This is a genomic window from Curvibacter sp. PAE-UM (assembly GCF_001432305.1).
Taxonomy (GTDB): Bacteria; Pseudomonadota; Gammaproteobacteria; order Burkholderiales; family Burkholderiaceae_C; genus Hylemonella.
Genome location: NZ_KQ483358.1, coordinates 3,497,017 through 3,513,241, shown reverse-complemented (window position 1 = coordinate 3,513,241; position 16,225 = coordinate 3,497,017). Strand labels below are relative to the sequence as shown.

The 16,225-nt window shown below is 59.1% G+C and carries 7 protein-coding genes; 5 read left to right on the top strand and 2 right to left on the bottom strand.

Annotated elements, in window-relative coordinates; all coding sequences use genetic code 11:
* Nucleotides 1–97: 97 nt before the first annotated feature.
* Together edd and eda are read left to right on the top strand one after the other, a co-directional pair.
* Nucleotides 98–1,927: a phosphogluconate dehydratase gene (gene edd / locus AO057_RS16775; protein WP_057677019.1), complete on the top strand. Its 1,830-nt coding sequence runs from the start codon at nucleotides 98–100 to the stop codon at nucleotides 1,925–1,927.
* A 5-nt stretch (nucleotides 1,928–1,932) separates the two neighbouring features.
* A complete protein-coding gene (gene eda / locus AO057_RS16770) occupies nucleotides 1,933–2,580 on the top strand; it encodes a bifunctional 4-hydroxy-2-oxoglutarate aldolase/2-dehydro-3-deoxy-phosphogluconate aldolase (protein ID WP_057677018.1) in 648 nt (215 codons plus the stop codon).
* 12 nt (nucleotides 2,581–2,592) lie between these two features.
* Here eda and AO057_RS16765 read toward each other — a convergent pair whose 3' ends face one another.
* Both AO057_RS16765 and AO057_RS16760 read right to left on the bottom strand, forming a co-directional pair.
* Nucleotides 2,593–2,859 (bottom strand): cupin domain-containing protein, encoded by a 267-nt coding sequence (locus AO057_RS16765; RefSeq protein WP_057677017.1) that lies wholly within the window; start codon nucleotides 2,857–2,859, stop codon nucleotides 2,593–2,595.
* Nucleotides 2,860–2,876: 17 nt separating this feature from the next.
* Nucleotides 2,877–3,455, bottom strand: a complete 579-nt coding sequence (locus AO057_RS16760; RefSeq protein ID WP_057677354.1) for a glutathione peroxidase — start codon at nucleotides 3,453–3,455, stop codon at nucleotides 2,877–2,879.
* A gap of 520 nt (nucleotides 3,456–3,975) precedes the next feature.
* On the opposite strand from AO057_RS16760, the gene AO057_RS17940 reads away from it, so the two are divergent.
* From AO057_RS17940 to AO057_RS16750, 3 genes are read left to right on the top strand one after another with little or no spacing between them, the layout of a single operon-like run.
* Nucleotides 3,976–7,920 (top strand): fibronectin type III domain-containing protein, encoded by a 3,945-nt coding sequence (locus AO057_RS17940; protein WP_156404595.1) that lies wholly within the window; start codon nucleotides 3,976–3,978, stop codon nucleotides 7,918–7,920.
* Nucleotides 7,921–9,510 carry a phospholipase D-like domain-containing protein gene (locus tag AO057_RS17615; protein ID WP_082605605.1) on the top strand — a complete coding sequence of 530 codons (1,590 nt, stop codon included), beginning with the start codon at nucleotides 7,921–7,923 and terminating at the stop codon, nucleotides 9,508–9,510.
* Nucleotides 9,507–16,211, top strand: a complete 6,705-nt coding sequence (locus tag AO057_RS16750; protein WP_057677015.1) for a hypothetical protein — start codon at nucleotides 9,507–9,509, stop codon at nucleotides 16,209–16,211. The genes AO057_RS17615 and AO057_RS16750 overlap by 4 nt, the downstream gene beginning before the upstream one ends.
* Nucleotides 16,212–16,225 lie beyond the last annotated feature (14 nt).

The window sequence follows — 16,225 nt, the reverse complement described above, 5'->3', positions numbered from 1 at the left end:
GGAGGCTGAAACGCGGACGGTGCATCATGGCTCGCAGGAGCCAGCTGCACCGTCTCACCGTTTGCACTGAATTTCTTCATGTTCCCTGAAAGCCACCATGTCTGAGCCGATCCACCCGACGCTGGCCGAGGTGACCCGCCGCATCGAGCAGCGCAGCGAGCGCACCCGCATCGCCTATCTGGAGGTGGTGAGCCGCACCGCGCGCCCCGGCCCCTACCGCAGCGACATGGGCTGCGCCAACGCCGCCCACGCCTATGCGGCCATGCCCGGCGAGGACAAGCTTCTGCTCAGGCAGGAGCGCCAGCCCAACCTGGGCCTGATCACGGCCTACAACGACATGCTCTCGGCCCACAAGCCCTACGAGTTTTACCCCGAACGCATACGCCAGAAGGCGCGCAGCCTGGGCGCCAGCGCGCAGGTGGCCGGCGGCGTGCCCGCCATGTGCGATGGTGTGACCCAGGGCGAGGCCGGCATGGAGCTCTCGCTCTTCTCGCGCGACGTGATCGCGCTGGCGACGGCGGTGGGGTTGTCACACAACGTCTTCGACGCGGCCATGTTCCTCGGCGTGTGCGACAAGATCGTGCCCGGCATGTTCATGGGCGCGCTGCATTTCGGCCACCTGCCTGCCGTGTTTGTGCCGGCAGGGCCCATGACTTCGGGCCTCTCGAACGACGATAAATCGAAGATCCGCCAGCAGTACGCCCAGGGCCTGGTGGACCGCGCCACGCTGCTCAGCGCCGAACAGGCCGCGTACCACAGCGCTGGCACCTGCACCTTCTACGGCACGGCCAACTCCAACCAGATGCTGATGGAGATCATGGGCCTGCACCTGCCCGGATCGTCTTTCGTGAACCCCGGCACGCCGCTGCGCGAGGCGCTGACCGATGCGGCCGTCGAGCGCGCCGTGGCGCTCACGCACGAGCCTGGTTCCGGCGTCGGCCACCAGATCACCGCCGAGGTGTTGGTCAACGGCATGGTGGGCCTGCTGGCCACCGGCGGCTCCACCAACCACACCCTGCACCTGATCGCCATGGGGCGTTCAGCGGGTTGGGTCATCAACTGGGAAGATTTCTCCGACCTCTCGGCCTGCGTGCCACTGCTGGCCCGCGTCTACCCCAACGGTTCGGCCGACGTGAACCATTTCCATGCCGCCGGTGGCATGGGCTTCATCATCCGCGAACTGCTTTCGGTGGGCCTGCTGCACGACGATGTGCAGACCATCATGGGCCGCGGCCTGCAGCGCTACACGGTGGAGCCCTGGCTCAAGCAGGGCGTGCTGGACTGGCGCGAGGTGCCTGCGACTTCGGGTGACGAGGACGTGCTGCGTCCCGTGACGCGCCCCTTCAGCCCGGACGGCGGCTTGCGCCTGCTGCAGGGCAACCTGGGCCGTGCCGTCATCAAGGTCTCGGCCGTCAAACCGCAGCATCGCAAGGTGAGCGCACCGGCCGTGGTGGTCAACGACCAGAAAGAACTGGAACAACTCTTCAAGCAGGGTAAATTGGAGCGCGACTTCATCGCGGTGGTGCGTTGCCAGGGCCCGCAGGCCAACGGCATGCCCGAGCTGCACAAGCTCACGCCCCTGCTCGGTGTCTTGCAAGACAAGGGCTACAAGGTGGCCCTGGTGACCGACGGCCGCATGTCAGGTGCCTCCGGCAAGGTGCCGGCGGCCATCCATGTGACGCCCGAGGCGGTGGCCGGCGGCGCCATCGGCAAGGTGCGTGATGGCGATCTGCTGACGCTGGACTGCGAGGCACAGAGCCTGCAGGTGCAGGTGAGCGATGCAGAGCTGGCGGCGCGCGATGCGCAGTTGCCGGATCTGGCCGCCAACGGCCAGGGCATCGGGCGCGAACTGTTCGGTCTTTTCCGCGACCGGCCGCTGCTGGCTGAGGAAGGCGCCTCGCCTCTGCTGTCGGGATATGCTCGCTGACCAACATGACGACACAAGTCCTTTCCCATACCCAGCGCCCGCAGTTTGCTTCCCGCGTGGTGCCCGTGATCGTGATCACGAACACGGCCCAGGCCGTTCCGCTGGCCGAGGCGCTGCTTGAAGGCGGCATCGACGTGATGGAAATCACCCTGCGCCATGCCGCCGGCCTGGCGGCCATCGAGGCCGTGGCCAAGGCTGTGCCGACCATGCAGGTGGGGGCAGGCACAGTGACCGTGGCCGGTGAAATGGCGCGTGTGAAGAATGCCGGTGCGCGTTTTGCGCTCTCGCCGGGCATGACAGAAGTGCTGGTGGCCGAGGCCATGGCCTGTCAACTGCCTTTTGTGCCGGGCACCATGACCCCCGGCGAGATCATGCGCGCGCGTGACCACGGTTTCAAACTCGTCAAACTTTTTCCCGCCGCGCAGGCCGGAGGGCTGGGCATGCTCAAGGCCCTGGGCGGCCCGCTGGCGGACATGCAGTTCTGCCCCACGGGCGGTGTCTCGCTGGCCAATCTGCAGGATTTTCTGCGGCTGGGCAACGTGCCCATGGTCGGCGGCTCCTGGCTCACGCCGCTGGAGTTGGTGGAAGCCGGCAACTGGGCCGCCGTCACGCGCCTGGCGCGCGAAGCCACCGAGTTGGCCCGTGCGGCCTGAGCTCCGGCGCTCTTATTTGCGCCCGACCAGATAGCTCACGCCCTGCGGGCCGTAGCGTTCGGTGTGCGGTTCGGCCATGGCGAGGTGAAAGATCTCGCCCGGGCGGTACAACTGCTCCCGTCCCTCGCAGACCAGGGTGATCTCGCCGCTGAGGATCAAGGCCTTGGCCTCGAAGGGGTGGGTGTGGGTGTCGAGGAAACCGTTGGGCTCGCGCGTGACGGTGGTGACCTGCTCGAACCCTTGCTCGCGCAGCTGCAGGGTGAAACGCTCGGGGTCCATGCCGCTTTCTCCGGTGCTCAGGGGCGCTGCTGCAGCGCGGCTTCGATGGCCGTGACCAGCGCCTTGCTGCCTGGCTCGACCGAGCTGGCAAAGCTGCTTACAGTCTTGCCATCGCGCGCGACCAGGTACTTGTGGAAGTTCCACTGCGGCGCGGCTTTGGTGGCCTGGTAGAGCTGGGCGTAGAGCGCGTTGCGCTTGGCGCCTGTGACCACGGTCTTGTCGAGCATGGGGAACTTCACGCCATAGGTGTTGAAGCAGAGGTCGGCGATCTGCTTCGCATCACCCGGCTCCTGCTGGCCGAAGTCGTTGGAGGGGAAACCCAGGATGACCAGGCCGCGTTTCTCGTACTTCGCGTAGAGCGCCTCCAGCCCTTCGTACTGTTTGGTGAAGCCGCAGTAGCTCGCGGTGTTCACCACCAGCACGACCTTGCCCGCGTACTGGCAGAGGTTTTGCGGGGCGTCGTCCTGCAGGCGGGGGAACTGGTGTTGCAGGAGAGTGGGGCAAGCCGGTGCAGGTTTGAGGGCCTGGGCGGAGGTGTTCGTGGGCAGGAGGGCCGCGGCCATGCAGGCCAAGGTCAGCAAAAGAAATGGGCGCATGGAAGACATGCGCCTATTCTGGGCCAGGCCGCGTAACCATGCCGCGCGGGTGGTCGAACCCGTGTGTGACGAAACCCGAGGCCTTGACGATGCGGGCCCAGCGCTCGGTTTCCCGGTTTATCTTCTGCAGGAGCTTGTCACCTCAGATGTCGGGCGAGACACTCAGATGGTGACATTGAGCATGCGTGTCGCACGCGCAAGATGGATTTGTTACAAGCTCGGTGCAGCAGCCTTTCGATTCCCGAAACAAATCAGGTTGCAATGTCTATGACTTGATGAGTTCACCAATGGCATCCATCAATTTCAGATAGTGTGTGCTTGCTAATTCGGATTGGAGCGATCCGTGCCCAGTGTGATGCAGGGAAGGAATGGAACGGCTTCACACGTTTGGGGGATAGACAACGCGCGTGGAAGCCTTACGCTCCCACATGCATTTCATGCGCAAGATCACCGGCAAGTTTGAAAACTATCTCGGTTGCACAAACTGGATGCCAACATTATTTAGGACAGGGAGCCTGTGATGTCATCGGCGAGCGACATTCTCGTTTTTGGACTTGCCTCGGATGGCTCCGTCGAGCAATGGGATGGCCATCCGACACCCACCGGAATTATGTTGCGTTGGTTTGTCAGGAAGGAGCTTGGGTTTCCTGAGCTGGGCTTTGATATTTACCGAGCCCAGGTTCCCGACACGCCACCACTGCCTTTCAATGATCTCAATGTGCCGCTGGTTCAAGGAAAGACAAGTTGGACGTATGCAGATGTCCTGACGCTCAGGACACCAGAAGGGCTCAAATTTGAACCTTCGGGGCAAATAGGTTGGTGGCAATTGATGGTTGTCCCAACTTCCCCTGTAGAGGTTCGTTTTACCAGCCCTGCTTGGCTCGTCACAATTCACGCCAATGCAGATGCTGCGGGTTTGCACATATCTGGCCGAGCAAACGGGGTGGTCGTGGTGCAAGAGGAGTTGATCGGGCCTGGTCAGACTTTGACTTGGCGCACCCGTGGCCTGGACAGTCTGGATATCCGTGGAGAGGGTTCGATATCGTTCCTGGGCTATCACTTGCTTAATCAGCAGGGCGCCTGGAAGCACATTGCCCACCGATGTCTGCCGGTCGTCGATCCGATGTATCGGTGCAATCCCCAGAGCAGCGTGTCCGAGGAAGATGACGCGAGAAGTCGCCTACCTATCAGCGCTCAATCAGATTGGGCGTATCGCTTCTCTGATGCATTCAGGAAACTCCTTCCCGCGCTGCGTCGACTAGCTTGCGGTGCCATGCCTGGACAGATCCCCGAGGATGCGGCACGAGACATGCGCATCAGTAGCGATGAGCGTGAACTGATTAATCTGGCTGCGTTGGATCCGCATGGCGCGCGTATTCTGGGTTTGGCGTATGACGACTTGCTGGGCGGACGTCTCGATGGGGCTGAGTACGTTTACAAGGTTGTCGGTCGCTGGGTTCAGGATTCTGTGGAAATGGACCTCTCTGCGGGTGACAAGCGGACCTACGAAAGACTTGAGAAAGAATACGGCGTTAAACAGACGCTAAAGATGACCCGGGCTGGCGCCCGCATGACCCTGCATTTCCCAGCTGAGGTGCATGATTTCTCGCTTGAAGTTTTGACATCCACCACGGTTGAGTGGACAGTGACAAACAGCCAGGGGGGCATTCAAAGCGGACAAATTTCATCCAAACGATCCAGGTTAAATCTGGTCAGCTTGAATGAGCTCAGCCTGAGTTGGTCCACCAGCGGACGGTCTCCAATCTTGGAGATGATGCGGTGGACGGCGCTGACTGAGCGGGTTGGCATGCTGCCTGGAATACAGGCGGTTGAGCGCGGAGCACCACCTGGTCCGGGCGCGTTATGGGCTTCGGTGGTGCCTGCCGAATCGTCTTCTGCTATTTCCTTGGCGAAGCTTGATTGGCCGATCCGAACCGCATCGGGTGATGCCGTACCAGAGGGCGAGCCCATCAGTTATCAGATAGGGCATCGGCATGTGGGGAGCGATCCGACCATACCCTTGCCGGTGCCAGATCCGCCGAAACAAACGGATCTGCTTTACAAGGGAGCACCTGTTTTCATTCGCTCTGAAGCCACGCAGGAACCAAGCCCCGGGCGCGTACTTCATGTGGATCGTAACGATGGTGCCGGCCTGGCTCCTGGGCATTGGGCTTGGTGGGTGCGGGGTGTCGATCTTTTCGGGCGCGTCAGCGAGCCCAGTCCCTGGGCCTTGGCCGCGGTGACAGATTCGGCGCCACCGGCCGCGCCCATCCTGATACAAGCCGAATGGGTCCAGCGCAGCCTGCCACCTGCAACGGTCAATGTCATCGGCCGTTCCGTAGCCGCGCAACGCTGGTTGAATAACCCGTTGAACAGCGGCACAGAAAATGCGCTTGTGGCTTCCTGGGTGTTCGGCCCGGAGCAGACCAAGCTTCAGCAGGATGTCAACGGCTTTCATCTCCTGTTTCGCAAGCCCAATCCCTTACCAATAGGGGCCCCGGATGACACCACAACCCAATACCCGGATACATGGGGGAATGCACTTGCTTCATTCGGCCCCATGTCGATCCGTTTTGAGGGCGCCGTCGTTGCCAATCCAGTCCTGAACCCGGCGCTGGTGATTTCAATCACTGGGGTGCATCAATTGGCACCCTCGGCCAGTGCCAGCCCCTCAGACCCGGTCCGTTCGGTTTGCATAAGCAATATGGAACTGGATGGAGCAAGTGGTGTTTTTGTCGGTGGCACGCTCCTGGTCGGAACAACGTCCTATCCGGTTGTCGCCAACGGCGATGGCGCGAATCTCACACTCGTCGTGGAGCACACCGCGGGAGATTCACCGATACCCGGTACGGCGCAGCTGAGTGCCGTACCAGGAACTCTCGCGGAGTTAAGTACCGACTTGCCACCCTCTAATTCGGGCGCAAATCTACGGGCCACGTCGGGGGTATTGTCGACCCGGCACGCGCAAGGTGAAAAGAAGTTGCAGGTCCTGCGGGCTCAGGCGGGAATTTTTCTTTGCCGTTATCACGATGTGCCTGTGGCGCCCGGGAACGAATTTGGAATGGGAGAGGTCGCTGGCGGAGACCGCGTCAGCTGGTTTCCGGTCTGGTCGGCTGCACTCAACGACACGGGATTCGGGCCCAGTACCTCAGAGATCACGCCTGTGGCGCATGCGCAGGTCTCCGTGCGTGCAGTTCGGTTTATCCAATCAAGCGCAATCGCCTCAGCGCCAAGTGCGCCACTGACCATCACCGCCGTTGATTTGACAGTGCCGCAACCACCAGGAATGAATGGCATTTCCTTCGACCCGTCGGCGAAGTGCGTCTTGATGGCCAGCAGGGCTGACTGGTATGGAAAGTCTCGCTTCCAGATGGGCTGGGCGGCGCAGGTCAATCGGCAATTTCTTGTGTACCGTGCGCTCGGTGATGAGATCAACCGGCTCGACAGTGTCGAGCATGACCGTGGCACAGGGCGTTCGCACGATTTTTCTGCACCTGATGCATGGCCGCCCGGTGTATACGGCGACGCCAACCGAAAAGCCCGGGTGCTTAGCGAACTGACGGCGCTGGATGCGGCTCGCTCCGTGGTAGACGTACAGGCACGGGCAACGGCTGTAGCGGCGGCCTATGACGCGATGACGATCGATACGCAGATGTTGCTGGCCCGGCAGGACTATGCCTGGCCGGCGTACGTTGCATTGACCAAAGAGCCTACTGACACAAACGTATTTGAGGACGTGCTGGACGGGCGCTCACACGGGCACTGGTTCTACCGCATTACCAGTCGAACACGTGCCGGTGCCGAGAGCCCCCCTTCTGAGCCGACGCCCCCCATTTGCTGCCCGGACGTGGTGGCGCCCTCTGCTCCCATCGCACACATGGCGCTGGCCGATGTACAGGGCAATGGTGTCAACTTACGTTGGCTCGCCAGTCCGGATGCCGACACGCAGCGTTATGAGATTTATGCCGAAAAGCATCCCGAGGCTGGCACTGAGTTGGCCAGCATGGCCCCTGTGGCGGTACATGTGCCGACACCCCATCGCAGTGGGGAAGTGATCAACTTTCGTGTGACACGTTCCCCCGGTGATTGGTGCTTCTGGATTGTTGCCATCGACACCTCAGAAAACAGGAGTCCGGCATCGGCGATGTTGCGCGGAAAATCGTTACGCCCTGTCCCTGAGCCCCCAGTTTGGGTGTCCGCGGTCAGGACACCTCCTGGAGCGCCTACGCACATCACTTTGACGTGGAGCCATCCGAGTGATCAGCGGCTTGCGTGTCTTGTTGAAAGGCGGCCTATCTCTGGCGGCTACTGGTCAGCAGCATCTGCTTGGCTGCCACGAGGAACTTATCACTTTGATGATGTGCCAGTTGATCTGTCCAAGGGGTGGACGTATCGCTTACGCGTACGGGATCAGCTTGGACAGGTGTCGCTCACGCTGCCAACGATAAACCTGGAGGCATCCTAAATGCCATTGCCTACTCTTTCGGAGCTTGAAGAAAAATACTTTATTCCGGCGTACGGCGGCCCGCGCTACTCAGGCAATGTGGAAGTGATTCCACATATAGATGGTGAGGCCTATTTCAATGCGATTGCAGACGCAATAGATAGATGCACAGGTCCGGACGACAAAATTTACATCGCATCGTGGGTGTTTTCCCCCACGTTCAATCTTCGAAGCTTAGAAGACCCAAGCAAACCTGCGAGCGGTGGCGCAACCCTGGGGACGTTGCTCGTTGACAAAGCCCATCTTCAAGTGGATGTCCGCATCATTCTGGGCGCGCCCTATTTCAGCGCTGGCAGAGAAGGGGTAACGCCTGCTGAATATGAATGGTGGATAAAAGCCAGGCTGGACAACATCGGCGTTGAGTGGGTCACCCAGAACAATATCAGGGAAGCAAGAAAGTTGCGCTCGGCTACCCGGGGGGGCGTCAAACCACTTGAAGGTCGCGTGCTGTTGGACTGGGGAGGGAGTACCGGCGACTCTCGACATGAGAAAACGACCATTGTTTATATCGATTCGACAAAAGAGCTTCGGGCATTTGTCGGAGGAATTGATTACACAGAAGGCAGAATTTCCAGCCCATTGCATGACAGTGTGGCGGGGGTGACCGCTGGAGATTCATGGCATGACATAGGTGTTGAGCTGTATGGCAGCGCGGCCGAAGGAGTTGTGGAGAACTTTATTACCCGCTGGGTGGAGGCGGACACACTGCCGGCAACTCTCTACAAGCTCGATGACACCACTGAGCTATACAACCATTTGACGATAACTTCATTGCCGACAAAACCCGGTAATCCAGTGCACCCTGCCCCTTTGAGCCGCCCAGATGGGGAGGCCAGTGTGTGTGTGCTGCGCAGCTATGAAGCGACCAAGGCTGCCTTGTTGCTTACAGGAAAGTTTGAGAATTGGCGGACATTGCCAGCAGCAAAAATTACCGAAATCCTGGATGTCCTAAAACAAGCGATAAACAGCGCCTCGCGGTACATCTATGTCGAAGACCAGACACTCAATCCGGCGCCGCTTGAGGTCAGTGCGGGGTACAACAAACACGATGACCTCTCCCCCGCCATATCAGCAGCCTGCGCCAGGGGCGTCAAGGTCATCTTTGTATGCTGGGACGGCATGACCGGCTCGGTGGGCCCATCGGTTTCTTCACAAATTGTCGAAAAAATACTGGACCCGCTTACAGCTGTTCAGCGGCAGAACTTCGCACTTTACTGGCTCGCGGGAAACAGGCTCCATTCCAAACTTTTCATCGTTGACGATGAGTTCGCATCTATCGGCGCAGCCAATTTTTGGGACCGATCAATGCAGGGGACGGAAAGCGAGCTCAACGCGGCATACGTGTGCACTGCAGGAAGCAATTCCCAGGTGGCCAGTCTTCGTGTGAAGCTTTGGAGTGAACATCTTCGCTTGACGCCAGCCGTTGCAGTTAGCGTGGAAGCCGAGCTCAGAAATCTTGATAAAAGTCTCGGTATCTTCAGGACCGCCTGGGCGACTTCCTCGCTTAGCTTTTCCTCTCCAGGCAGTGTGTTGAGGGAGATCGTGTCGTGACATCGTCCAAGATCTATTTTCCGCTTGACGACCTCACGAAGGGAGGGCAGCTTCCTCTGGGCGATCTGCTCGATGAGGTGCTGGATCACATCTGGATCACCAGTCCGGGTTTTGATGAAACCACGCGTGAGGGCGTGATCGGTGTATTTATTGATCAGGCCCTCAGTTTCAAAGTGCCAGGGATCCCCGCTCTCGAATTGGCGCTCGGGTCTATGCCAGGTGGCGTTAATGCAGACATTCGTGCCAGGTTCTTGCCCGTGCCGCGCATCGGTATTGAGTTGCCCCTCACCTTGCGGGTTGATGCATCGATCCTCAGGCCCCTCAAGGCCGGCACGAAAGAACCTGATCTGGAGAAAAAGACGCTCGATGTTGCGCTTGGCAGCGTACGCATTGGCTTCGATACCGATGGCAACTTCACCATTGACATGCCAACGGGCATCACCTTTCCAAGGTGCATGATCGGCTCTACAGGCGTCATTCTCAGTGTGTCTGACCTTCGTTGGTTGACGCCCGATGCGACAGATCTTCCTGCGACAGCGCCGAGCGGGTTCAATGGATTGTATTTTTCAGGGGCAACCGTAGAAGTTAACGACTTGCCTCTCGGATCAATCGAGATGCGCGATGTTTACATCGGCACCGGGGGGTTCAGCGGAACCGTGGATTGGCTGGACAGGTCTGCCGCATGGGTCGGGGCAGGTAATTCGGGTAGTTTCAGCGGCGTTGCTGCGGGCAAGATCTTTGAATTTAAAGGAGCGTTGACCAAGGTCGAGATCTCGATTCATCAAAACGCGCTGACTGCCTGCACCATCGAAGGCAACATTTTCGTCCCTTATCTTGACAAGGTCATGGGGCTCTCGTTGGGCTTTGATGGCAGTGGGGCCATCACTGCTGTTGCACAAGCGCCGACCTGTACTTTTGTCAATGAAGAACACAAGGCCATTGCGGCGCCCGCCGGTTCTGGCTACATCCTCACAGCCGATACAAGCGCTTTCAAACTCGAAATCAGTCGTGTTGAGTTCCATGCCGGCGGTGGTGGCCCTGCTGCTCTCTCCCTCTCAGGCCGCGTCAAGCTCAAATCGTCAACTTACGACATCCCAGCGGTGGCCATGAAAGGCTTGCGTATCGACACCGAGGGCAATGTGGCTGTCGAAGGGGGGTGGCTGGACGTCGAGAAAGCCAAGAGCTCCTCGTTAAAAGGGTTTCCGTTTCAGATCAGCAAGATTGGCTTTGGCGCCGAGGCTGATGGTCGACGCTGGGTGGGTCTTAATGGCGGAATCAAGCTGGCAGAAGGACTGCCGATCGGCGTGTCCGTGGAAGGACTGCGCGTCACGTGGAATCCGGCCAATGGTGATATTGCTTTTGCGCTGGGTGGAATTGGTCTCGAACTCAAGGTTCCCGGGACTTTCAGCTTCAGTGGGAAGGTTGCGTTTTTTGACACGCCTGAGGCCAGCGGATTTCGCGGTACGGTCAAGCTCAAGCTTGAGACGATGAAGTTGTCGATCGATGCCGGGATGATGGTCGGGCAAACCCGGGACGGAACAACTTTCTTCTTCTTGTTCCTGGAGGTTGAATTGCCAGCCGGCATCCCGCTGTTTTCCAGTGGTGCGGCCATCTATGGCTTTGCCGGCTTGCTTGCAACCAATCTCAAACCCAATCGGATCGATGGCGAGGACTGGTACTACGGTTACTACAGGCGCCCGCCTGTCGGCGTTACCGATCCGGAGAAATGGGGCGTGCAGCGCGACAGTTTTGCCATCGGGCTGGGCGCTACGGTGGGCAGCCTGCCCGATACTGGCTTCGCGTTTTCCGCCAAAGTGTTGCTCGTGGTGGCGCTCCCGGGGCCGCAATTGTTGCTGCAGGGCAAGGGTAATTTCATCAAGAAGAAGCCCGACAACAAGACGACATCCAGCGAAGGAGATTTTGAGGCATTGCTGGTGCTGGATGTGCCAGCCAAACTGTTTCAAGCCAACCTGGCTGCGGCGTTCAAGATACCGGCACTGGTGGAGATTGCCGGGGGCGTCAATGTGGCGTTTTCATGGGCAGAGAGTCCTCCGCCCGACCTGTGGCACATCTACCTGGGAGAAAAGAAGCCGGACGACCGGCGTATTCACGCAACCCTTTTCAAGTTGTTCCAGGGAGATTCGTGGCTGATGGTGAATCGGCCCGGGACGATGGCGCAAATGAACCAGCTGTTGGCCGACGATGCCAAGAGACTGGGTGAGTTTGAAATGGGCAGTGCGATTGGAGTCAACCTGAGCTTTGATTTTGTGGTTGTCAAAGCATGGCTCAACGCATCTTTGCTGGGGCAGGCCGCCATCAGCACAGACCCGCAACAGTTCTTCGGTCAACTGACCCTCAGAGGGTCGGCCGGCATATCGGTATTGGGCTTGTCCGTCGTAGCTGATTTACTGGCAGATGCCCGTGTCAAAGCGCCAAATCCCTGGTACTTTGCTGTCGATATCGAGATGGGGATCAAGATCGATCTCCTGGTGACGAAACTCGAATTTCAGGTGAAATTGCCTCTGGAATTCGGCGATGCAAGGCTTCCGTTACCCCTGCCAGTTGATGGGCTGGTGACATTGCATTCAGACCATGCCAAGGTGGATGAGGCGATTTTGCTGCCGTCACCTGAAGGATCCCTCTCTCCCCTGGTCCCGCCCGATGTGAGGCCCCTCGTCGTTTTCAGGCGGCCGGTGCAGGACCGTGCACGGTTTGGCTCCCCTGGGAAAGACAATGTTCCCGCCGAAGATCTGGGAATTCGGCAGGTGTCCTATCAGTTGCGTCACGTGGTATTGCTTGCGCGCGATACGGGCGCCCCCCGTCTGGTTGGCGCCGCCGGTGAACTGACGGTTAGCGGCAACAGGGCGACTTTTACCGGCTTAGCCCATAGTGTGGACGATGTGCCAGATTTGACCGGATCCAAGATCACCCTGTTCAATGCAAGCGTCCCTGCTCTTCCCGTTTTGACCATCAGCGCCAGCAATGGCGACAGCGCAACGCTTTCAGACAGCCCTCCCCCAGGCGATTATTCTTATCGATTGAGCGCGCCGCGATGGAGCGCAGCTGCCCAGATCGTCGCGGTGAGTGATACGCACACCGGTGAGGCGCTGGTGACATTGTCAAGCAGTCTGAATCAGACGACGCCACTGCGCGGCGGTGAACTGAAATCAGGAACTTCCAGCTGGCTGATTCTTGACGCAGCGGCGGCGACTGTGCGCATCAGGGCCGCGGGGACGATGCCAGTCAGCGGTGTTGCCACGCTGTTGGGGCCCGAGCCTGCCCTTCTGGACGGGCAATGGGCGCCAAGTGGTGAGCCTGTCAGCGGTCCTGATTCGTCCACGCGGTTGATGGTGTGGGCACGTACGCCCTTTGCTTTCTACCGCCACAATGACTTGAGCTCAGTGAAGGGTTCCGACAGCTTCAGCCCCGGGTATGCCTGTGGTCCTCAAGCCACTGAAGAAGCTACATGTACTCAGTTTCATGAACTCACGCCCGGGCCGTTGGTGGGTGATTTTTCCGTAGCCGGCATACCTGGCCTTGCCGATGGATTGGTTGCAGTTGCCGCAGGGACCAATGCCACGCGCTCCATCCGCCTGGGACAAACCGGAGCTGGTGGCGGGGTGGGCACGATCACACTGAGATTCAACCCGCCAGTGGAGTCGGTCTGGGTCACGGGCGAGGCCATGGAGGCAGGCTCCATCACTGCCAAGCTGGATGGGGCCACTATCGCGCGTGCCACGCTGCTGCGCAAGACGAGCACCCACCAATTCACCGGAGGCATTGATCAGATTGAGGTCAATGGCATGCACGCATCCTTGACCAAGCTGTGCTTTTTGCCAGGCTGGTCTTGCGTGCATTTCGAGGCGCAGACCTTTCCGCAAGGCCGCACGGGTGAGGTGAGCTACGCAGGGGTGAAGCTGGTCAGTGACGGCGTGATGACCGTTGACGCAGGCATGCTTGAAGTGACTTCGCCGATGATTGCCTTGCCTTTGATGTGGCTGGAAATAGCCAGGAACTTTGCTGTAAAAGGCTTGCGGCTCATGTCGACAATGGGCCGTCAGCCGATCAGAGCTGAATCTGAATTACAAGAAAACTATCAAGAGGTTTCTCTCAAGACTCTGCCTGTTCCTGGCTTGGTCCAGGCTGTGAATGTGATGCTGCCAACGGTGGGCAAGGTGAGATTCATTCCAGGCACCGTGCCCGGATCTGGTTCGGCTGGAGTGGTGCCAGTCGTCAGACCTGGCTCGGTGCCGATTGAGTTTTTACCCATAGACGATGTTCGGCCCTGGCGATTGGAAAAAATTGACAAGGCGCAGATATGGGTGAATGGCCAACCAGCCAAGATAGAAACGCTCACGATCGTCTTTCCAAGACCTGTTGCCCGAGTGCGCGTCGCATTGGGAAGCAATGCCGACGTGATCGCTTTTGCCGGCAATATAGAAGTCACTCGTGGTTTGGCGAATGCCGGCTCGGTGGTGAGCCTGTACGCGGATCCTGCGCAGACATCGCATATGGGCTGGATGGATCGCGTAGTGGTGATGGCACCGTCCAGGGTGCGTGTGAGCGAGGTTTGCACTGATGCCGGCAACCTGGGGTGGGCACGCTTTGAGCAATGGAAATGGAGCCAAGGTGTGCAACGCAGTGTCGAATCCCTGTACCGGTCCGATCCGGTGCTTTCGCCCGGGAATTACGAACTGCGGGTTCACACGGCTGCAGTGGTAACGGGCGAGCAACCATATGTAGATCAAAAGACAGAACAGGCCAGATTTACCGTGGGAGCGCCGGCCGGTATTGCGGTGGGTGGCGCGGACGTTCTGGACATGCAAGGCGCCAAATACCCTCAGGGTGGGCCGCTCACGCAGTTTTCCACGTATGTGCAGGGGTCCATGCCGCTTGCGGGGGCGCCACTCTGGTACAGGTGCTATGACACTGCTGTCAGATTCAATGAGTCCTATGTCACGCGCATGTACCTGGATGCAGGCCATGAATTGCGTGTTTTTGTGGTCAACGCGAGCGGTGTTGTGATTCGCTCGGCTGTCAGGCATGTATGGGGTGAGTCTGAAGCGGAACTGGATGCATACACCACGGAGTACATCCGAACACTCAATGGTGACGGCACGGACCCCTGTGCAACAGTGAGCGTTGGCCAGGTCGTTCGACCGGAATCCGTCACTGCTGGAGGTGGTGAGCCACTTGAGCCGAGCAGCCTGCACGCGAGCGAAATCAGAAGCGCAACTGCGCCTGATCGGACGCTGCACAGATTTGAATTCGTGACGTCAAGATATTTCTCTTTCAGACATCACCTGTCTGCTTTTGATGGGATTTGCCGACGACTTCCTGCCGATGCCGCCGGTTTGATGGCATCGATGGCACCAAGCGAAAGGGCGAGTGAGTTGCGCCGTCGCATGGTTGCTATCACAGGGGCGGTAGATGCCGCACGCGCTGCAAAAACATTGGCTACGCAAGGCGCAGCGAGCCAGGGATACCTGGACGACGCTATCAGGACCAGGGAGGTACTTGCACAGCTGCGTGCTGAACTCGGCAATAGCTCGGTGGCGGCATTCGATGAAATCTGGGCGGCTTGTTTGGGCGCCGGCGTTCCGCCTGGCCTGCCTGCCGAGTTGCGCGTGTCTGTGGTTCGCGCTGTGACAGCATCGCAGGGTACAGATGTATTTCTGCTTGAAAGTCCAGAGCCCATTGCATGGGGAAGGACCGGGATCACTGCGGTAGCAACCACCGATCTTCCACTGCAAAAAACCAATACGACATTTGCCGCTGACTTTGGTCGTCCTGACGCCGGATACGACGTCGAATATGGAGGAATACTCTGGCGTGCCGGCGTGGAACTATGGGTGAGTGAGGGGCAGCTGCGTGCCAGGGCTGCCGAACCGATGAATGTGACATTGGTATTGGATCGGGCGGTGAGTGTCGATATTGAAATCTGTGTTGAGGACGGTGGTACGGCTACTCTGACGACCATTCCAGCCCAGTCTGCCGGCGCAATCACCCAGTCCGCATCCTCGACGCCCGTCAGGATGCAACTTACGGCTCCTGCCGGGGCTACTTTGAGCAGCCTGCAGGTTACTGGTGCAGGCGTCAGCATCGTCTCGTGCAGCGTCACCAAAATCATGGTGCCGTCCATGCCTTTGGGCCAACTGCGCATCACGGACGTTCGACTACCCGCTTCGGCTCAGTCGAACGATGACGAGGTGCTGATGCTGGCCTTGGAAACGGTGGCCCTGGATGGCTACACTTTGCGTTGGGTTGACGCGCAGACACCAGGCGAGAGCCGGCTTTACCGTTTGCTTCCCCAACTGACCTTGAAAGGCGGGCAGCATTTGCGTCTGGTGCAGGGGCAAACCACCTCCACCGAGACAAATGATGTCATTGTTCATTCAAGTGCCCCCGCAACCAAACCAGCCAGCACCGGGTCGATCTACCAACTCCTTGATCCGTCCGGTAAGGTTGTCCAGGAATATGCGGCCTTGCCGGGCGGACTAAGTAGGGAGCTGGTGGCAATCCCAAATCTTGATGGGACACGTGCGTTTTTGGTGCCTCCTTCGACGTCTTCAAGTTTGGAGAAAGGCCACTGGACACTTTCCTTTGACTTGGCTGGGGATGCCGGCCCAGACCTTGATCGCTGGTCGGTTGGAGGTATCGCCGTGCATGAACAGGCAAAACTTCGCTTTGTGACCATGTGAATCAAGGGTCTGAG